Here is a 19,257-nt window from a genome sequence, read left to right as displayed (position 1 = left end):
CTGTAGAAGTGTTCGGCTTTCATCTGGCCACGGTGGACCTGCGTCAAAGCTCGGACAAACACGAAGAAGTCGTGGCCGAACTGCTGGCCACTGCCCGCATTGAAGCCGACTACAGCCGACTGGACGAAACCGTCAAACAAGCCTTGTTGGTAGGCTTGCTCAACGACGCCCGCCCCCTGCGTGTGCCCAGCGCCAGTTACAGCGAACATGCCCGCAGCGAACTGGCCATTTTTGAAGCCGCGCTGCGCATGCGCCAGACCTACGGCGCTGACGCGATTCGCCACTACATCATCAGCCACACCGAAACCGTGAGCGATTTGCTGGAAGTGCTGCTGCTGCAAAAAGAAGTCGGCCTCATGCACGGCACGCTCGACAGCCAGGCCCGCCACGACCTGATCGTGGTGCCCCTGTTCGAAACCATTGAAGACCTGCGCAACGCCGCGCCCATCATGCGTGACTTTTACGCCCTGCCCGGCGTGGCCGCGCAGGTGGCACGCTCGGGTGGCGAGCAAGACATCATGCTGGGCTACAGCGACAGCAACAAGGACGGCGGCATCTTCACCAGCAGCTGGGAGCTGTACCGCGCCGAGATTGCCTTGGTGGAGCTGTTTGACAAACTCGAACAAAGCCACGGCATTCAACTGCGCCTGTTCCACGGCCGTGGCGGCACCGTGGGCCGTGGCGGCGGCCCCAGCTACCAGGCCATTTTGGCCCAGCCCCCCGGCACCGTGCGCGGCCAGATTCGCCTGACCGAGCAAGGCGAAGTCATTGGCTCCAAATACGCCAACCCCGAAATCGGCCGCCGCAACCTGGAAACCCTGGTGGCCGCCACATTGGAGGCCACGCTGCTGCAACCCACCAAGCCCGCCACGCGTGCGTTTCTGGATGCGGCGGACGAACTGTCCGAAGCCAGCATGCGCGCCTACCGCCAGCTGGTGTACGAAACCGCGGGCTTTACCGACTATTTTTTCAGCGCCACGCCGCTGCGCGAGCTGGCCGAACTCAACATCGGCTCACGCCCGGCTTCGCGCAAACCCAGCCAGCGCATTGAAGACCTGCGAGCCATTCCCTGGGGCTTCAGCTGGGGCCAGGCCCGCGTCACGCTGCCAGGCTGGTTCGGCTTTGGCTCGGCCATTGAAGGATTCTTGAACCAGCAAGGCCCCAGCGAGCGCAAAGCCGCGCTGGCCCTGCTGCAAAAAATGTACCGCCAATGGCCCTTCTTCCGCACCCTGCTGTCCAACATGGACATGGTGCTGGCCAAGAGCGACCTGGCCCTGGCCTCGCGCTACGCCGAACTGGTCAGCGACAGCAAGCTGCGCAAAAAAATCTTTTCGTCCATCGAAGCCGAATGGCACCGCACCGCGCAGGCCCTGGCACAGATCACCGGTGAAAAGAACCGCCTGATCGCCAACCCGGCGCTGGCGCGGTCGATTCGCCACCGCTTTCCGTACATCGACCCGCTGCACCACCTGCAAGTCGAACTGATGCGTCGCTACCGTGAAGGCAAAGCCGATGAACGCGTGCAGCGCGGGATTCACATCAGCATCAACGGGATTGCGGCGGGGTTGCGGAATACGGGTTGATGCGCACCCGATAAAATCGGGGCACTATGACAAACCAACTCGACAAAAAATCCCAAGCCTGGTCTGCGCTCTTTTCCGAACCGATGAGCGAGTTGGTCAAGCGTTACACCGCCAGTGTGTTCTTTGACAAGCGCCTGTGGCAGGCCGACATCCAGGGCTCGCTGGCGCACGCCGACATGCTGGCTGCGCAGGGCATCATCTCTGCCCCCGACCTGGCCGACATCCAGCGCGGCATGGCCCAGATCACGCAGGAAATCGAGTCCGGCGCCTTTGAATGGAAGCTGGACCTCGAAGACGTGCACCTGAACATCGAAGCGCGCCTGACCCAGCTGGTGGGTGACGCGGGCAAGCGCCTGCACACCGGCCGCAGCCGCAACGACCAGGTCGCCACCGATGTGCGCCTGTGGTTGCGTGGCGAAACCGACCTGATCATCGAGCTGCTGGCTGACCTGCAAAAGTCGCTGGTCGATGTGGCCGAAAAGAATGTGGACGTGATCCTGCCCGGCTTCACCCACCTGCAAGTGGCGCAGCCCGTGAGCTTTGCGCACCACCTGCTGGCTTATGTGGAAATGTTTGCCCGCGACGCCGAGCGCTTTGCCGATGTGCGCCGCCGCACCAACCGCCTGCCGCTGGGCTCGGCGGCTCTTGCCGGCACCACCTACCCGCTGGACCGCGAGCGCGTGGCCCGCACGCTGGGCATGGTCGATGCACAGGGCAACCCGCAGGTCAGCCAGAACAGCCTGGACGGCGTGAGCGACCGTGACTTTGCCATCGAATTCACCGCTGCGGCAAGCCTGTGCATGGTGCACATCAGCCGCATGTCGGAAGAGCTGATTTTGTGGATGAGCCAGAACTTCGGCTTTGTGAAGATCGCTGACCGTTTCACCACCGGCTCCAGCATCATGCCGCAGAAGAAAAACCCCGATGTACCCGAACTCGCCCGCGGCAAGACCGGCCGTGTGGTCGGCCACCTGATGGGCCTGATCACCCTGATGAAAGGCCAGCCCCTGGCCTACAACAAGGACAACCAGGAAGACAAGGAGCCGCTGTTCGACACGGTGGACACGCTCAAGGACACGCTGCGCATCTTCTGCGAGATGGTGGGCGGCCAGCTGAACCCGGCCACGGGCGTCAAGGAAGGCGGCATCACCGTCAACGCACAGGCCATGGAAGACGCCGCCAAAAAAGGCTACGCCACCGCCACCGACCTGGCCGACTACCTGGTCAAGAAGGGCCTGCCCTTCCGCGACGCGCACGAAACCGTGGCCCACGCCGTCAAGGCCGCCACCAGCCACAACTGCGACCTCTCGGAATTGCCGCTGGCCGTGCTGCAGGGCTTTCACCCCGCGATTGAGAACGACGTCTACCACTGCCTGAGCCTGCGCGGCTCGCTCGAAGCCCGCAACACGCTGGGCGGCACCGCCCCGGCACAGGTCAAGGCGCAGATCGCGCGTCACCGCAGCCGTCTGCAATAAACAAGGAGACCGCCATGGGCGCACAGTGGAAAGCCAAAGGCAAGGCGCAAGCCGCCGATGCACGCGGCAAATTGTTTGGCCGCCTCGCCAAAGACCTGATGATGGCCGCGCGCAACGGCGCCGACCCCAACGCCAATGCCCGCTTGCGCATGGTGCTGGAGCAGGCCCGCAAGGTGTCCATGCCCAAAGACACGGTGGACCGCGCCATCAAGAAAGGCGCGGGCCTGACGGGTGAAGCCGTCAACTTCGACCGCGTGATGTACGAAGGCTTTGGCCCGCACCGCGTACCGGTCATGATCGAATGCCTGACCGACAACGTGAACCGTACCGCATCGGACATGCGCGTCATCTTCCGCAAAGGACAACAGGGCACCTCAGGCTCGGTGTCGTGGGACTTTGACCATGTGGGCATGATCGAGGCCGAGCCAACCTCCAAGGATGCCGACCCCGAAATGGCCGCCATCGAAGCCGGCGCGCAGGACCTGGAACCCGGCGACGAAGGCAGCACGCTGTTCATCACCGACCCTGCCGATCTGGACCTGGTCAGCCGCGCCCTGCCTGCACAGGGCTTCAATGTGCTGTCGGCCAAGCTGGGCTACAAGCCCAAGAACCCCATCGACCCGGCCAGTCTGGGTGCCGAGGCCATGTCCGAGGTGGAAGAGTTTCTGGCCACGGTAGACGAGTGCGACGACGTGCAAAACGTGTTCGTGGGGCTGGCGGGCTAAAGTCTATTTTTCAGGTGCCTGGTCTCGCAGTGCGCTGGCCAGATGCTCAATCAACAAGCTGACCCGCTGCGGCACATAGCGGTTGCTGGGCAAAACCGCATAAATGCCCAGCGGCTCGCGCGCAAAGTCGCCAAGGACTTCGCGCACCTCGCCACTGTCCAGCCAGGGCTGCGCAATGAAGTCGGGTTGCACCGTCACCCCCATGCCTTTGGCCGCTGCCTGCATCAGCGCAGCGCCGTTGTTGGCACTGATGCGCCCGCGTACAGGCACGGTCACGGCCTGCGCATCGATTTGATACAGCCAACTCAGCTGCTGCCCGCCGCTGGTATAGACCAAGGCCTCGTGGTGCACCAACTGCCTGGGATCTTGCGGCACCCCATGCGCGGCCCAGTAAGCGGGTGAGGCCACTGTCAGCAGGCGGCACTGCCCCAGCTTGCGCACGATGTCGCCGGGTTGCAGCTGCGCCGTGATGCGAATCGACAGATCGATACCGTCTTCAATCAAATTACTGCGCTGGTCAGACAAGTCCATCTGCAGCTCGATGCCTGGGTGCAGCTGCGCAAAATCCAGCAACAAGGGCATGAGCACTTGCAAACCATGGGACAACGGCAAACCCAGCCGAATGCGCCCACGCACATCCGTTTTTTCTTGCTGCAGGCTGGATTCCGCCGCATCCACCATGTTCAGGATGACGCGACACTTTTCCAGATAGGCCGCCCCCGCTGCCGTCAGCTTCAGGCTGCGGGTGCTGCGGGTGATCAGCTTGCTGCCCAGGTGTGTTTCGAGCGCCGCCACCTGGCGCGTCACGACCGAACGGGCCACCCCAAGCTGGTTGGCCACGGCAATAAAGCTGCCGGCCTCAGCCACCCGCACAAAGGTTTGCATTGCGTCTAATTTATCCATTGTTGCCAATTGTGCAACAAAGATGTGTTGATTAAGTGGTTTTTCTATTCACCATGGAACTCTACAGTTCACCCCCATGAACACTCTTCGCAATGTCTTGTTTGTGCCGCATGGTTCCCCGATGTTTGCACTCCAACCCGGTGCAGCAGGCAGCGCCATGAGCGATGTTGCTGCGCGCCTGACAGCTCCACGTGCCATCGTGGTCGTCAGTCCGCACTGGGAAACAGCCGTCCCGACTGTGGGCACTGCAACGCGTCTGGAAACCATCCATGACTTTGGCGGTTTTGACGCGCGCCTGTTCCAGATTCAATACCCCGCCACCGGCTGCCCCGAGGCTGCGCAGCAAGTGGTGCAAGCCCTGCAAGCCTCAGGCCTGCCCGTGGACACCGATGCGAACCGTGGCCTGGATCACGGGGCTTGGGTACCGCTGCGCCAGATGTTCCCCGATGCCGATGTGCCGGTGGTGCCCCTGTCGGTGCAGCACCACGGCGGCCCGGTGCACGCCTACCGCGTGGGCCAGGCCCTGGCGCCCCTGGCTGAACAAGGTTTTTTGATCGTGGCTTCGGGCAACGTGACGCATAACCTGCGCGACTGGCAGATCATCAGCATGACCGGCCAACCCACGCCCGACTACGTGCAACAGTTCGCCGACTGGATCCACGCGCAAATGATCGGCGGCCAAGCCGATGCCCTGCTGAACTACCGCCAAACCCAGACCGCAGGCAGCCGCGCCCACCCGCGCGACGAGCACTTGCTGCCCTTATTCACCGCCCTGGGCGCTGCCGGCCCTGGCGCTCAGCCCCAAGCGTTTTACCGCGGCATTTACGACCACGTGATCGCCATGGACGGCTATACGTTTCATTGAGGAAAAAATGAATTCCACTTACACCCCTGTCGCCAAAGGCCTGCACTGGTTGATGGCTGCGCTCATCATCGGCTTGCTGGTGTTGGGCATCTACATGCACGAGTTGCCGCTGTCGCCTGAAAAACTGCAGTTGTACTCCTGGCATAAATGGGCTGGCGTGACGGCTTTCTTGCTGGTCTGGCTGCGCTTGGCCTGGCGCCTCACGCACCGCCCGCCCGCTCTGCCTGAGGCCATGTCGCCGCTGATGCGCCTGGCTGCCCATACGGGCCACGCCGCGCTGTACGCACTCATGGTGGTGATCCCGCTGAGTGGCTGGCTGATGAGCTCGGCCAAGGGCGTGCAAACCGTCTGGTTTGGCGTGTTGCCAATTCCTGACCTGCTTGGCCGCGACAAGGAACTCGGTAACTTGCTGCAATTGGTGCACAAGGGCTTGAACATTACGCTCATGCTCACCCTCGCTGGCCATGTAGGCGCTGCACTGTGGCACCACTTTGTGCTCAAAGACGACACCCTGCGCCGCATGCGCTAAGGATCAACATCATGAAACACCTCATCACCACCCTGGCGCTTGGCGCCGCACTCAGCGCCTCACTGGCCGGCGCCAACGCTGCCACCTTCCAGGCTGTTGCACCCGAAAAAAGCAGCGTGACCTTTAGCTACAAACAAATGGGCGTCGGCATGGACGGCAAGTTCAAAAAGTTCACTGCGCAAGTGAACCTGGACACAGCCAAGCCCGCTCAGGCCAAAGGCAGGATCGACATCGACCTGGCCAGCATCGACACCGGCTCGAGCGAAGCCGACGACGAAGTGGTGGGCAAATCCTGGTTCAACGTGGCTGCATACCCCAAGGCCAGCTTTGTGCTCAAAAGCCTCAAGGCGACCGGCACCAACCAGTACGAAGCCACGGGCCAGCTCACCATCAAGGGTCAAAGCCGCGAACTGCAAGCCCCACTCAAGCTCTCACCGCAAGGCGCATTGACAGGCAGCTTTGTGCTCAAGCGCGCCGACTACGCCATCGGCGAAGGCATGTGGGCCAAGTTCGATGTCGTGGCCAACGAGATCACCGTGAATTTCAACCTCAACCTCAAATGATTTTTCAACCTGGAGCAACCATGAAATCCTTCAAGCAACTGACCCTCGCCACCGCTCTGTTCGCCGCCATGGCTGGCAGCGCCATCGCTGCGCCTGTGACCTACAACGTCGACGGCAGCCACACCTTCCCGCGTTTTTCATACTCGCACTTCGGCTACTCCACCCAGCTGAGCAGCTTCAAGAACACCAGTGGCAAGGTCGTGTTCGATGCCGAAGCCAAAACTGGCAGCGTGGACATCAGCATCGACATGAAATCGGTCAACACCGGCTTTGAAGTGTTTGATGGACACATCCAAGGCGAAGACTTCCTCGACACCGCCAAGTTCCCTACCGCCACCTTCAAGTCCACCAAAGTCGTGTTCGAAGGCGACAAGCCCAAGAGCATTGAAGGCAACCTGACCATCAAAGGCGTGACCAAGCCCGTGACACTGACAGTCACCAGCTTCCAGGCCATGCCCCACCCCATGATGAAGAAACCCGCCCTGGGCGCCAACGCTTTCACCACCATCAAGCGTTCCGAATTCAATGCCGGCAAGTACGCCCCTTACGTGGGTGATGACGTGCGCATCGATATCGCCGTCGAAGCCGTCGCACAGTAAAACCACCCGATCTTGCTCATGCAGCGCCGGGGTGCTGCAAGAGCAAGGTGGATAATTCGGGTATGGATACCCATCTCAGCACTGCCATTCCCGCCAACGGTCTGCCCTGGACCCAGTCCCTGCACACGGGCGACGCCCGTATGGACGAGACCCACAAGGAATTCACCGACATGCTCAACGAGATCCTGGGCACGCCTCAGGATCAGCAGCTGCCGCTGTACCAGAAGTTCTTGCAGCACACAGTGGAGCACTTTGCCCAGGAAGAGCGATGGATGGTCGCCACCGGTTTTTCGGCTGAAAACTGCCACGCCGAACACCACAACACGATTCTGGAAACCATGCGCGCCGTGCAAGTGCACTACGAAGCGGGTGACACCGAAATCATCACCCGCCTGGCCGAAGCGCTGGCCGAATGGTTCCCGGGCCACGCCGCCAGCATGGACGCGGGCCTGGCGCAGCACATGAAAAACGTGGGCTTTGACGCCGTCACCGAAACCGTGGCCGACCCCAGCAAGATTCAAAGCGTGAGCATGTCGGGCTGCGGCAGCGTCAGCTGCAGCCACTGACCGCTTTCAGACCTGCAGGCGGGCGCGCAACTCTGTTTTGAGCACCTTGCCGTAGTTGTTCTTGGGCAGCGCATCCACAAATTCGTAACGCTTGGGGCGCTTGAATCGCGCAATGTGCGCCATGCAATGCGCATCCAGCTCTGACGTGTTCAGGCTGGCACCAGCATCTGCAACGACAAAGGCCACGACCACCTCGCCCCATTCCGGGTCCGGCGCGCCCACCACGGAAACTTCAGCCACACCGGGCGCCGTCAACAACACCTCTTCCACCTCGCGCGGGTAAATGTTGGAGCCGCCACTGATGATCAAGTCCTTGCTGCGGTCTTTAAGGGTCAAGAAACCATCGGCATCCAGGCTGCCCATGTCCCCCGTCCACAGCCAACCGTCCCTGATAGCAGCGGCGGTAGCTTCCGGGTTACGCCAGTAACCAGCCATTACGCTATCGCCCGCGATCAGCACTTCACCCACCTCGCCCAAGGCAGCATCGTGCCCCTGCGCATCGGCCACACGAACACGCACCGGTGTTTGTGCCACACCAATCGTGGCGATGCGCTGTAAATGCTGCGGGTGCTGCACATCAGCCAGGTGCGCGCGGGACAACACAGTACCGGTCATCGGGCTTTCGCCCTGGCCGTAAATTTGCACAAAGCGCGGCCCCATGGTGCGCAGCGCACGTTCAATGTCTGCGACATACATGGGCGCGCCGCCGTACACAATGGTCTTGAAAGACTGCGCACAGCGCTCGGGGCTGTAGCGCTGGGCCTCGGCCTCATCGACCAGACGTTTGACGATGGTGGGTGCAGCAAACAGCGACAGGGGGCCAACCTGCAAGCCCAATGCATACAGCTCGGCAGCATCAAAGCCGCCTGATGCGGGCACCACGTGTCGAGCTCCAGCCATGAGATGCGGTATCGCATACAAGCCCGCCCCGTGAGACATGGGCGCGGCGTACACAATGGCATCCTGAGCGGCCACCGCGTCCACATCCACAAAGTAACCCAGGCCCATGGTCAGCAAATTGCGGTGCGTGATCATCACGCCTTTGGGGCGGCCTGTGGTGCCGCTGGTGTAGAACAACCATGCGGTGTCATCGGCTTGGCGGTGTGCCAAGGCAGACAAAGGCTCGCCTGCGTTCAGCCAGGCATCGGCCTGTGCACTGTCTGCCTCGGTCACGCCATCGAGCCCGGTCAACACAGCGCCATCTGGCACCAAGTCATGCGTCACAAAGGCCCAGCGGGCCTGCGCGTTGTCCACAATCCACTGCACCTCTTTCAGGTGCAGCTTGTTGTTGACCGGCACAACAACCAAACCCGCCCACCAGCAACCGAACAGGAACTCCAGATAACGGGGGTGGTTGCGCATGAACAGCAGCACCCGGTCACCAGGCGCCAGGCCCTGCGCCAGCAAGTGCGCACCCAGCCGGGCACTGCGCTCAGCCCACTGTCCGTAGGTGGCGCGCAGGCGATCGGCCTCGAACACGGCGGCGCGCTCGGGATGCTGGCGGGCTTGTCGGTCGAGCAAATGGGCCAGATTCATGGGGTGGCTTTCGTGCTGAAAGAAATTTCAAAGTCCGAAGGTGGTGTTTCACAGCGGACAGACAAACACGAGGCTACCATGCAAGAATCATCAAAACATCCACCCTGGAGATAGCTGTCATGCCCGTGATCACCAATATCGAAGACCTGCGCGTTCTGGCCGAAAAACGCGTGCCGCGCATGTTCTATGACTATGCCGACAGCGGCTCCTGGACCGAGGGCACCTACCGCGCCAACGAAAGCGACTTCCACAAGATCAAGCTTCGCCAGCGCGTGGCCGTGAACATGGAAAACCGCACGACGGCCACGAAGATGGTCGGCATCGATACCAAAATGCCCGTGTGCATTGCCCCCGTGGGCCTGACCGGCATGCAGCACGCCGACGGTGAAATGCACGCCGCCATGGCCGCCAAGAAGTTCGGCATCCCCTTCACCCTGTCGACAATGAGCATCTGCTCCATCGAAGACATCGCCGCGCACACCCAAGCACCCTTCTGGTTTCAGCTCTACATGATGCGCGACCGCGATGCCATGGCCCGCATGATCGACCGCTGCAAGGCGGCCAATGTGAGCGCGCTGGTGCTCACGCTCGATTTGCAGGTGATTGGCCAGCGCCACAAAGACCTGAAAAACGGCCTGACCGCCCCGCCCCGTCCGACCATTGCCAACATCATCAATCTGATGACCAAGCCCCGTTGGTGCCTGGGCATGGCCACGACCAAGCGCCACACCTTTGGCAACCTGGTCGGTCATGTGAAAGCCGTGACCGACATGAACTCGCTGGCCTCCTGGACCAACGAGCAGTTTGACCCGACGCTCAACTGGGACGATGTGGCCTGGGTCAAGAAGCAATGGGGCGGCAAGCTCATTCTCAAGGGCATCATGGATGTGGAAGATGCCAAACTGGCCGTAGCCAGCGGTGCCGACGCGATTGTGGTGAGCAACCACGGTGGTCGCCAGCTCGACGGCGCGCCCAGCAGCATCGAAGCCCTGCCGGCCATCGTGGCGGCCGTGGGCAGTCAGATCGAGGTCTGGATGGACGGCGGCATTCGAAGCGGCCAGGACGTGCTCAAGGCCTGGGCCCTGGGTGCCAAGGGCACCATGATCGGCCGAGCCATGGTCTATGGTCTGGGCGCCATGGGTGAAGCGGGCGTCACCAAGGCCCTGCAGATCATTCACAAAGAGCTGGATGTGACCATGGCGTTTTGCGGGCACACCAACATCCAGAATGTGGACACGGGCATTCTGCTACCCGGCACTTATCCGATCGCCTGAACCTGGATCAAGGGCGAACGATCTTGCTGCCGTTAAGATCGGCGCATGACTTCTAGCCCTACCCGCCCGGGGGTGAGCCGTTGGTGGCGCGCCCTGTCGATCGTTTTGTTGCTGGTGCTGTCGATTGGATTGACTGCAACCATCAGCCTCTATGTTCAGCTGCAAGCGCACATTGGCCACTTGCAAAGCAAGTTGTCCCAGTTGCCGCAAATCCGGCAGCTGGCTGTGCTCATGGACCAGGATCAAAAACCGGCCATGCTGGTCACCTATGACCCTGTGGCCAAGCAATTGCAGCTGGAGCGCCTGAACGCTGTCAAGGAAGGCCGCGAAGACAGCATGCAGCTGTGGGCGATGCGCCCCCATCAAGCGCCGCAATCTCTGGGCGTGGTCGAGAGCAAATTCAAAGCCGTTGCCATGTCTGCCACGACTGAGCAGCTGCAAGGTGCGACCTCGCTGGCCATCAGCGTGGAAAACAAAGGCGGCGTGCCCAACGAGCAAGGCCCGCGCCTGCCCTGGCTGTTCCAGGGCGCCTTGGTCAACAAGGCCCTGTAACCCGATCACCGGGACGCCCCGGCCCCACACATGGTGCGACGCATCGCTCACCTGGACATGGACGCGTTTTACGCCTCCTGCGAGCTCATGCGCTATCCGCAGCTCAAAGGACTGCCGGTGGTCATTGGCGGAGGCCGCCGCAAGGAAGACGACCTGCTGGGCAAGCTGCAAACCGCCTACCCCGAAGACGACTGGACAAGCGAGAATTTCAACGACCGCCTGTCCGACATTCCTTTGGCCCTTTTCCCGCGCCTGTCGGGCTACACCGGACGCGGCGTCATCACCACCGCCACCTACGCGGCGCGGCAGTTCGGCATTGGCTCGGCCATGGGCCTGATGAAGGCGGCCAGCGCGAAGGCGGGCGCGTGCTGGCGCGTTTGATCCAGAAAAGCATTTTTGACGCCACGGGACTGACCTGCTCGATCGGCGTAGCGCCCAACAAACTGATCGCCAAGATGGCCAGCGAGTTCAACAAGCCCAACGGCATTTCCATCGTGCAGGAACAGGATTTGCAAGGCCTGATCTGGCCACTGCCCTGCCGCAAGATCAATGGCATCGGGCCCAAGGCCGACGAGAAGCTCAAGGCCCAGGGCATTGAAACCATTGGCCAGCTCGCCGAACACGAGTTACCCTGGCTGATGCAGCACTTTGGCAAAAGCTACGGCGCCTGGCTACACGATGCCGCCTGGGGCCGTGATGACCGGCCAGTGGTGACCGAGAGCGAGCCCGTCAGCATGAGCCGTGAGACCACGTTCGAGCGCGACCTGCACGCAGTGCACGACCGTATCGAACTGGGCGTCATCTTCACCCGCTTGTGCGAACAGGTGGCCGCCGACCTGCAGCGCAAGGGCTACAAAGGCCGTACCATCGGCATCAAGATCCGCTATGACAATTTCCAGGCGGTCACGCGCGACCAGAGCACAGAGGACCACACGGCCAGCGCCAAGCGCATCCGACAAGTAGCCGGACAATGTCTCAAGCGAGTAGACCTGACGCGCCGCATCCGCCTGCTGGGTGTGCGTGTGGGCTCACTGCTCAACACAGAAACCGCACTCGCCAGCCCCCATGAGACCGTAGAACTCGGACAAATTCAATTACTGTTGACGGACGAATGAACGGTGCGGCCTCACGTTGGCGTCACAAACACCGGCGCGAAGCCACCCCCATCGCTGCGGAAGTTGGTGGTTTGACCATCGTACAAACGGGCCGCAAACAGCTGCACCTGACCTTGGTAGGCATAAGCCCGCACATCAGCCTTGAGTGCCTTGCGCTCATCACCCACCATCACCACACGCTGACTCGGGGCCACCAAGGCCTGGGCCATATGGGTGCCATGCACCAGTTGCGACCAGGTTTTGGTGGTCAGCTTGTCGCCCCGATAAGCCGCTTTGGACCCATAGCCAGCCAGCGGTTTGAAGAAATAGCCTTTACGCTCGGCCCACAGGGCATCGGCATTCTCAGGCGTCAGCAGCTGTGCAGGTGGCACCGTCCGTTGCAGCACGGCCAGATCAGATGCTGTACACCCCAACCCGGCGCAAAATCCGGCATCGCCCAACGCCACCAAGTGTCGCTTGTGGGCATGCAGGGCATGGATATCGGGGTTGGGCGTGAACACGCTGGCACCGGCCTGCCAGGCCTGACGCAATGCGGCATGTTCGGGCGCCTCCAGATAAAAATCGGTCAAACGCAGGTACACCATGTCAACGTTGCGCCCCTGGTGCTGCAAATGGCCCTCGGCCCAGTTCAACTCATGCGGTGCCAGCACCAGCGCTTGCACGCCTGCTTGCCGAAACAAGTCCTGGAACAACAAAAATTCCGGATAAAGGTATTGCCGCGACGGGTCTTCGTCAACGATGGCAAGCGTCCGGATCTCTCCTGATGGCGACAGAAATGCCTGCCCTGGACGTTGCAGACTCCACTCCTGCGCAAACATGTCCACCCAGCGCCGCTCCAGCGAACCCACATCGGTTGCCGGGTTCAACCAGTCACTGGCTGCGTCACAGCAGGCCCGCTGTGCCCGCGTGAGGGCCAAACTCAACATGGCACCACCAGCGTTGGTATTGATCTCAATGAGCTTGGGGCCGGACTCGGTCAGATGAAAGTCGTAGCCCATGAACACTCCCTGCGGCCCCCGTTCGGTACGTGCCACCTCGGGAGCCTGCGCCCATGCATGCACACGCCAAGCTGGCGAAACCATCACTTGGTGCAAAACCCGCACCGCCTCCTGCATGTCCTGCAGCTGGTGCTGACTGACGAACAGACCCGTGCCGGAAAACAGATGTGCATGGGTACTTTGCCAGTGTGGCCACCACGCTGACAACACCGAGTCGACCCGCAAGGACTGCTGCAGCTTGTCCATGTCAAGCGAGTAACAAGCACAGTCCTGGTTGAGCCGACTGGCCAGCGAACGAATGTCGTTCATCGGTGCTGGATCACTGCCGCGCCGTGCGTACATTCGGTGGCAACGCCGCAGGTGCGCTGCTGCGCCAGGGGTTGATGTCCAGCCCGCCGCGGCGCGTGTAACGTGCGTACACCGTCAGCTGCGTGGGTTTGCAACGCGTCCAGATATCCATGAATATGCGCTCCACGCACTGCTCGTGGAATTCGTTGTGGTTGCGGAAACTCACGATGTATTGCAGCAGCCCGGCCTGGTCGATCTGGTGGCCGCTGTAGCTGATCTGCACACTGCCCCAGTCGGGCTGCCCCGTCACCAGGCAATTGCTCTTGAGCAGGTGGCTCACCAGCGTTTCGGTCACCGGAGCTTCAGCAGTGTTGGTGGTCAGCAATTCGGGTGCAGGCTGGTAGCGGGTGCACTCCACATCCAGTCTGTCCAGATTCAGGCCGTCAAGTTCATGCACCGGCTCAGCGTCAAACTGCTCAGGCAAGAGCAGCGTCACGCCTGCGCTGGCCATGACGGCACTGCCGTGCCAGATGGCGGCGCTGATGTCGGTACGCAATCGCGCCTTGACTTCATCGTGCGATTCAAAACGTGTGTTGTTGAAGCTGTTGAGGTAGAGCTTGAAGGACTTGCTCTCGACGATGTGCGTACTCTCAGCCGGAATGGTGAAGTGCGCAATGGCCACCTGTGGCTTGCCCTTGGTGTTGAGCCAGGACACTTCAAACGCGGTCCACAAATCAGCACCCAAAAACACCGGCCGACCCGTTACACCGATTTCATCACGCTTGGTTTGACGAGGAATCGGGAACAGCAGACTGGCATCGTACTGATCTACATAACTGCTGGCCTTGCCCAGCTGAGATTGCTCGGGAGTATTCGACATGTTCATGATTCCAGTTGGCGACGAAACACCAGTCGGTCCGGCTCGGACGCCGCCTTGTCAACAGCATAGCCTTCGCGGTCAAAGGCCAGCAGGTCTTCGGGTTTTTTGGCTTTGTGCGTGATGGCCCAACGCGCCATCAGGCCGCGCGCACGCTTGGCGTTGAAACTGATGACCTTGTACTTGCCGCCCTTGTAGTCTTCAAACACGCACTCGACCACACGGGCCTGCAGCGTTTTGCGGTCCACCGACTTGAAATACTCCTGCGAGGCCAGGTTGATGATGACTGGGCGCTTGTCCTTGGCCAGGCGCTCATTCAAATACTCAGCAATCTGCGAGCCCCAGAATTTGTAGAGGTTGTTGCCCTTGGGGTTTTTCAGGGAAGTGCCCATTTCCAGGCGATAAGGCTGCATCCAGTCCAGCGGGCGAAGCACACCGTACAGGCCACTGAGAATGCAGACATGGTCCTGCGCCCAGTCCAGTTGTTTGACATTCAGGGTTTTGGCATCCAGGCCTTCGTACACGTCACCATTGAAGGCGAGCACCGCCTGCTTGGCGTTTTTGGCGGTGAATTTCGGACACCAGGCCTCGTAACGCGCCACGTTCAGCACCGACAGCGCATCACTCAGGTCCATCAACTCGGCAATCTGCTGCGGCGAATAGGGCCGCAACACCTCGATCAACTCAGCCGCCTGCGCGGCAAAGTGCGGCAGCGTGTGCGGCAAATCCGGGTGTGTAGCGCCCACGGGTGTTTCGTAGTCCAGCGATTTGGCGGGTGACAATAAGAACAACATGCTCGATATCCTTTACCTGGACGATTATCTCGCCGTCGTGAACAAACCGCCCGGCTGGCTGGTGCATCGCACCCCGCTGGACAAGGGGGAATCGCGCTTTGTGCTTCAAACCTTGCGCGACCAGATCGGCCAGAGGGTCTGGCCCGTGCATCGGCTGGACAAGGGCACCAGCGGAGTTTTGGTGTTTGCGCTGAGTGCGGACGTGGCCCGCACCCTGGGCCAGGCCTTTGAAAGCGGCGAGGGACTGCACAAAACCTACCGCGCCATGGTGCGCGGCTGGCCGGTCGACGAGCTGTTCATCGACCACCCTCTCAAACGCATGCCCGACGACATGCGCAGTCAGCGCGAAGAAGTACAAACCGCACAAACCCGCCTGCGCACCCTGCGCCGGGGCGAGCTCCCCATCGCCCAAGGTGCTTTTCCAGGCTTGCGCTGGGCTGAAGTGGAGCTGCGCCCCCTCACGGGCCGCCGCCACCAGCTGCGCCGGCACGCCAAGCACATCGCCCACCCCATCATTGGCGACGCCACCCATGGCAAAGGCCCGCTCAACCGGGCGGTGGCTGCGCACCTGGGCCTGCAACGGCTTTGGTTGCACGCGCTGCAGCTGGAGATGGCGCACCCCGTCTCTGGCCAAGCCCTGCAGGTGTTTGCCCCGCTGGACACCCATTGGGGCGTCTGGCCCACCTCTGTCACACAAACGACCGATAAAGTCTGCACGCCACCTAAGATATCGCCATGAGCCTGCTGTTTACCCCCTTCACTTTTGAAACCCCCGCCGGGTCCCTGACCCTGCCCAACCGCATCGTGATTGCGCCCATGTGCCAGTATTCGGCGCGCGACGGCCAAGCCATCGACTGGCACCTGTTTCATTGGGCCAATCTGCTCAACAGCGGCGCTGGCTTGCTCACCATCGAAGCCACCGCAGTCTCGCCCGAAGGCCGGATCAGCCCCGGCTGCCTGGGCTTGTGGGACGACGAAACCGCCATGGCCTTGAAAGACCATTTGCATCGTGCGCGTGCCCTGGCTCCTCACATGCCGGTCTGTATCCAGCTGGGCCATGCGGGGCGCAAAGCCTCCAGCGAAGTGCCTTGGCGCGGTGGCATGCTGCTATCCCCGGCAGAGGGCGGATGGCCCACTTGGGGGCCCAGCGCCCTGCCGCATTTGCCGCAAGAGGCACCGCCGCAAGCGCTCTCGCTGCAAGACATCAAACGCATTGAGCAGGACTTTGTGGACGCCGCCCAACGCGCCCAGGCCATGGGCATTGAAGCCATTGAGCTGCACGCCGCCCACGGCTACTTGATGCACCAGTTCCTCTCGCCCCTGGCCAACCAGCGCGATGACGCTTACGGCGGCAGTTTTGACAACCGCATCCGCTTTGTGATGAATGTGTTTGGCCGCGTGCGCCAGGTGTTTGGCGGCGTGCTGGGTGTGCGCATTTCGGCCACCGACTGGGTCGAAGGCGGCTGGGACGTGGAGCAAACCAGCGAGCTGAGCCGCCGCCTCAAGGCCGCGGGTGCGCAGTTTGTGCACATTTCCTCTGCCGGTGTGTCGCCCCTGCAAAAAATCCCGTTGGGTCCCGAGTACCAGGTACCGCTGGCCAAAGCCGTCAAGGCCACGGCCGGCTTGCCGACCATGGCCGTGGGCATGATCACAGGTGCCCAGCAAGCTGAGGCCATTTTGCAGCGTGGCGATGCCGACCTGGTGGCTTTGGCACGCCCGTTTTTGTACAACCCGCGCTGGGCTTGGCACGCGGCGGCCGAATTGAAAGGTCAGGTGCAGGCCGTGGGCCAATACTGGCGCTGCCTGCCCAAAGAGGCGGCTGCCGTGTTTGGCCCGGATGCACGCATCGGTATGCGCTGAACTGGGCTGCGATCAGTCCTGCTTGAGGGTTTCGAGGGCGCGGGCGTAGCGCTGGGCGTGTGAATGCTCCGCCTTGGCCAGGGTCTCGAACCAGTCAGCCACGTCATTAAATCCTTCTTCGCGGGCCACCTTGGCCATGGCGGGATACATCTCGGTAGACTCGCGGATCTCGCTGTGCAGGGCAGAAGCGAGGTTGTGCAAGGTGTTGCCTATGGGCAGGCCAGTGACCGGGTCGCCCACCTGTTGCAAAAACTCCAGGTGCCCCATGGCGTGGCCTGTCTCGCCCTGGGCAGAAGAGCGAAACAAGGCGGCCAGATCGGCATGCCCCTCCTCTTCGGCCTGGTTGGCAAAATACACATAGCGGCGGTTGGCCTGCGACTCCCAGGCAAACGCATCGCGCAAAGCCTGCTCTGTGCGTGATCCTTTGAGTGTCGTCATGGCTTTCTCCTGCTTTTGCTTTGAACCTGGTTAGGCCTCGAGTTTGCCAGAGCCGGCCGGTAAAATCCCGGGTTTCCCGTCTGATCTTTACCCACCATGAGCACCACGCCTGCCACCCCAGTCCAACAGCCCGGCCTGGAGAGCCTGTCCAAGTCTTTTGAACCCGCCGCACTCGAGGCCCATTGGGGCCCCGAGTGGGAAAAGCGCGGCTACGGCGTGGCCGGTTTCCGTGGCACCTCGCAAGCGGACACGCAGGCCGCCGCCGCTGGCAAGAATTTCGCCATCCAGCTGCCCCCGCCCAACGTGACGGGCACGCTGCACATGGGTCATGCGTTCAACCAGACCATCATGGACTCGCTCACGCGCTACCACCGCATGATGGGCTTCAACACCGCCTGGATTCCCGGCACCGACCACGCGGGCATCGCCACGCAGATCGTGGTGGAACGCCAGCTGCAGGGTCAAGGCATCAGCCGCCACGACATGGGCCCCACGCCTGCTGAAGCACGCAAAAACTTTGTGAGCAAGGTCTGGGAGTGGAAAGAGCAATCGGGCAACACCATCACCAGTCAAATGCGCCGCATGGGCGACAGCGTGGACTGGAGCCGCGAGTACTTCACCATGGACGACAAGCTGTCCAAGGTGGTAACCGAGACCTTTGTGAAGCTCTACGAGCAAGGCCTGATCTACCGTGGCAAGCGCCTGGTGAACTGGGACCCGGTGCTGATGAGCGCGGTGTCTGACCTCGAAGTCGAGAGCGAGGAAGAAGACGGCTCGATGTGGCACATCCGCTACGACCTGGCCGATGGGTCCGGCAGCCTGACCGTGGCCACCACCCGGCCTGAGACCCTGCTGGGCGACGTGGCCGTGATGGTCCACCCCGAAGACGAACGCTACAAACACCTGATCGGCAAGCAGGTGAATCTGCCGCTGTGCGGCCGCACCATCCCCGTGATTGCCGACGAGTACGTGGACAAGGAATTCGGCACAGGCGTGGTCAAGGTCACCCCCGCACACGACACCAACGACTACGCAGTGGGCCAGCGCCACAAGCTGGACATGATCTGCGTGCTCCATCTCGACGCCACCGTCAACGACAACGCGCCCGAGAAATACCGTGGCCTGGACCGCTTCGTGGCCCGCAAAGCCGTGGTCGCCGACCTCGAAGCCGCTGGCCAGCTGGTCGAAGTCAAAAAGCACAAGCTGATGGTCCCGCGCTGCGCCCGCACCGGCCAGGTGATCGAGCCCATGCTGACCGACCAGTGGTTCGTCGCCATGAACCAAGTGGGCCAAGGCGACGCCACCGGCAAGAGCATCGCGCAAAAAGCCATCGACGCCGTGCAAAGCGGCCAGGTGTCTTTCGTGCCCGAGAACTGGGTGAACACCTACAACCAGTGGATGAACAACATCCAGGACTGGTGCATCTCGCGCCAGCTGTGGTGGGGCCACCAGATCCCGGCCTGGTACGACGAAGACGGCAATGTGTACGTCGCCCGAAACGAAGCCGAAGCGCAAGCGAAAGCCGGTGCCGGCAAAACATTGAAGCGCGATGAAGACGTACTCGACACCTGGTACTCATCAGCCCTCGTGCCTTTCAGCACCATGGGCTGGCCCGTAGCTGGCGAGGGTGACGGGACTGGACGCAGCGACATTGCGAGCGAAGAGAGTGGGAGCAAGGCCAGTTCCGGCCCCCTCGCCAGCGGCCCCGAAGGCACAG

19 protein-coding genes and 1 pseudogene are annotated in these 19,257 nt (G+C 61.7%); 14 read left to right on the top strand and 6 right to left on the bottom strand.

Going from position 1 to position 19,257, the window contains the following annotated elements:
• The 3 genes from AAFM15_RS10560 to AAFM15_RS10550 all read left to right on the top strand — a co-directional run.
• Positions 1-1,583: phosphoenolpyruvate carboxylase (locus tag AAFM15_RS10560; RefSeq protein ID WP_341686673.1), on the top strand; the 1,583-nt coding region annotated here is incomplete at its 5' end.
• A 26-nt stretch (positions 1,584-1,609) separates the two neighbouring features.
• A complete protein-coding gene (gene argH, locus AAFM15_RS10555; protein ID WP_341686672.1) occupies positions 1,610-3,058 on the top strand; it encodes an argininosuccinate lyase in 1,449 nt (482 codons plus the stop codon).
• A gap of 14 nt (positions 3,059-3,072) precedes the next feature.
• On the top strand, positions 3,073-3,783 hold the full coding sequence (locus AAFM15_RS10550; protein ID WP_341686671.1) for a YebC/PmpR family DNA-binding transcriptional regulator: 711 nt from the start codon (positions 3,073-3,075) through the stop codon (positions 3,781-3,783).
• Between the two features lie 3 nt (positions 3,784-3,786).
• On the opposite strand, the gene AAFM15_RS10545 is transcribed toward AAFM15_RS10550, so the two are convergent.
• Positions 3,787-4,686 carry a LysR family transcriptional regulator gene (locus tag AAFM15_RS10545; RefSeq protein ID WP_341686670.1) on the bottom strand — a complete coding sequence of 300 codons (900 nt, stop codon included), beginning with the start codon at positions 4,684-4,686 and terminating at the stop codon, positions 3,787-3,789.
• A 76-nt stretch (positions 4,687-4,762) separates the two neighbouring features.
• On the opposite strand from AAFM15_RS10545, the gene AAFM15_RS10540 reads away from it, so the two are divergent.
• The 5 genes from AAFM15_RS10540 (at position 4,763) to AAFM15_RS10520 (ending at position 7,808) form a co-directional block, all read left to right on the top strand.
• Positions 4,763-5,551, top strand: a complete 789-nt coding sequence (locus AAFM15_RS10540) for a class III extradiol ring-cleavage dioxygenase (RefSeq protein ID WP_341686669.1) — start codon at positions 4,763-4,765, stop codon at positions 5,549-5,551.
• Between the two features lie 7 nt (positions 5,552-5,558).
• Positions 5,559-6,080 (top strand): cytochrome b, encoded by a 522-nt coding sequence (locus tag AAFM15_RS10535; protein ID WP_341686668.1) that lies wholly within the window; start codon positions 5,559-5,561, stop codon positions 6,078-6,080.
• Positions 6,081-6,091: 11 nt separating this feature from the next.
• Positions 6,092-6,643 (top strand): YceI family protein, encoded by a 552-nt coding sequence (locus AAFM15_RS10530; RefSeq protein WP_341686667.1) that lies wholly within the window; start codon positions 6,092-6,094, stop codon positions 6,641-6,643.
• Between the two features lie 20 nt (positions 6,644-6,663).
• Entirely contained in the window at positions 6,664-7,242 is a 579-nt protein-coding gene (locus AAFM15_RS10525) for a YceI family protein (RefSeq protein WP_341686666.1), read from the top strand.
• Between the two features lie 62 nt (positions 7,243-7,304).
• Positions 7,305-7,808 (top strand): hemerythrin domain-containing protein, encoded by a 504-nt coding sequence (locus AAFM15_RS10520; RefSeq protein WP_341686665.1) that lies wholly within the window; start codon positions 7,305-7,307, stop codon positions 7,806-7,808.
• 6 nt (positions 7,809-7,814) lie between these two features.
• On the opposite strand, the gene AAFM15_RS10515 is transcribed toward AAFM15_RS10520, so the two are convergent.
• On the bottom strand, positions 7,815-9,344 hold the full coding sequence (locus AAFM15_RS10515; protein ID WP_341686664.1) for an AMP-binding protein: 1,530 nt from the start codon (positions 9,342-9,344) through the stop codon (positions 7,815-7,817).
• Positions 9,345-9,463: 119 nt separating this feature from the next.
• Between AAFM15_RS10515 and AAFM15_RS10510 the strand changes: the two genes are divergently transcribed.
• The 3 genes and pseudogenes from AAFM15_RS10510 to AAFM15_RS10500 all read left to right on the top strand — a co-directional run bounded on the left by AAFM15_RS10510 (position 9,464) and on the right by AAFM15_RS10500 (position 12,285).
• The gene (locus AAFM15_RS10510; protein WP_341686663.1) at positions 9,464-10,618 is read left to right on the top strand and encodes an alpha-hydroxy acid oxidase; all 1,155 of its coding nucleotides are present in this window, start codon (positions 9,464-9,466) and stop codon (positions 10,616-10,618) included.
• A gap of 45 nt (positions 10,619-10,663) precedes the next feature.
• Entirely contained in the window at positions 10,664-11,170 is a 507-nt protein-coding gene (locus AAFM15_RS10505; RefSeq protein WP_341686662.1) for an anti-sigma factor, read from the top strand.
• Positions 11,171-11,200: 30 nt separating this feature from the next.
• Positions 11,201-12,285, top strand: a pseudogene (locus AAFM15_RS10500) (DNA polymerase IV).
• 11 nt (positions 12,286-12,296) lie between these two features.
• On the opposite strand, the gene AAFM15_RS10495 reads toward AAFM15_RS10500, so the two are convergent.
• From AAFM15_RS10495 to yaaA, 3 genes are read right to left on the bottom strand one after another with little or no spacing between them, the layout of a single operon-like run.
• A complete protein-coding gene (locus AAFM15_RS10495; protein ID WP_341686661.1) occupies positions 12,297-13,592 on the bottom strand; it encodes a hypothetical protein in 1,296 nt (431 codons plus the stop codon).
• Positions 13,593-13,602: 10 nt separating this feature from the next.
• Positions 13,603-14,451 (bottom strand): NADPH-dependent 7-cyano-7-deazaguanine reductase QueF, encoded by an 849-nt coding sequence (queF, locus tag AAFM15_RS10490; RefSeq protein WP_341686660.1) that lies wholly within the window; start codon positions 14,449-14,451, stop codon positions 13,603-13,605.
• Positions 14,452-14,453: 2 nt separating this feature from the next.
• On the bottom strand, positions 14,454-15,242 hold the full coding sequence (gene yaaA / locus AAFM15_RS10485; protein ID WP_341686659.1) for a peroxide stress protein YaaA: 789 nt from the start codon (positions 15,240-15,242) through the stop codon (positions 14,454-14,456).
• Between yaaA and AAFM15_RS10480 the strand changes: the two genes are divergently transcribed.
• Positions 15,241-15,981, top strand: a complete 741-nt coding sequence (locus AAFM15_RS10480) for a pseudouridine synthase (RefSeq protein WP_341686658.1) — start codon at positions 15,241-15,243, stop codon at positions 15,979-15,981. The two genes, yaaA and AAFM15_RS10480, sit on opposite strands and share 2 nt — an antisense overlap.
• Entirely contained in the window at positions 15,978-17,102 is a 1,125-nt protein-coding gene (locus tag AAFM15_RS10475; RefSeq protein WP_341686657.1) for an NADH:flavin oxidoreductase/NADH oxidase, read from the top strand. Before AAFM15_RS10480 ends, AAFM15_RS10475 begins: the two co-directional genes overlap by 4 nt.
• Before the next feature lie 12 nt (positions 17,103-17,114).
• On the opposite strand, the gene AAFM15_RS10470 is transcribed toward AAFM15_RS10475, so the two are convergent.
• Positions 17,115-17,540 (bottom strand): rubrerythrin family protein, encoded by a 426-nt coding sequence (locus AAFM15_RS10470; protein ID WP_341686656.1) that lies wholly within the window; start codon positions 17,538-17,540, stop codon positions 17,115-17,117.
• 96 nt (positions 17,541-17,636) lie between these two features.
• Here AAFM15_RS10470 and AAFM15_RS10465 point away from each other — a divergent pair.
• The coding region (locus AAFM15_RS10465) for a valine--tRNA ligase (RefSeq protein ID WP_341686655.1) at positions 17,637-19,257 on the top strand (1,621 nt) is incomplete at its 3' end.

The organism is Limnohabitans sp., assembly GCF_038134685.1.
GTDB lineage: Bacteria > Pseudomonadota > Gammaproteobacteria > Burkholderiales > Burkholderiaceae_C > Limnohabitans_A.
Note: the sequence above shows the minus strand (reverse complement) of the source record. Positions and strands in the feature narration are given on the sequence as shown.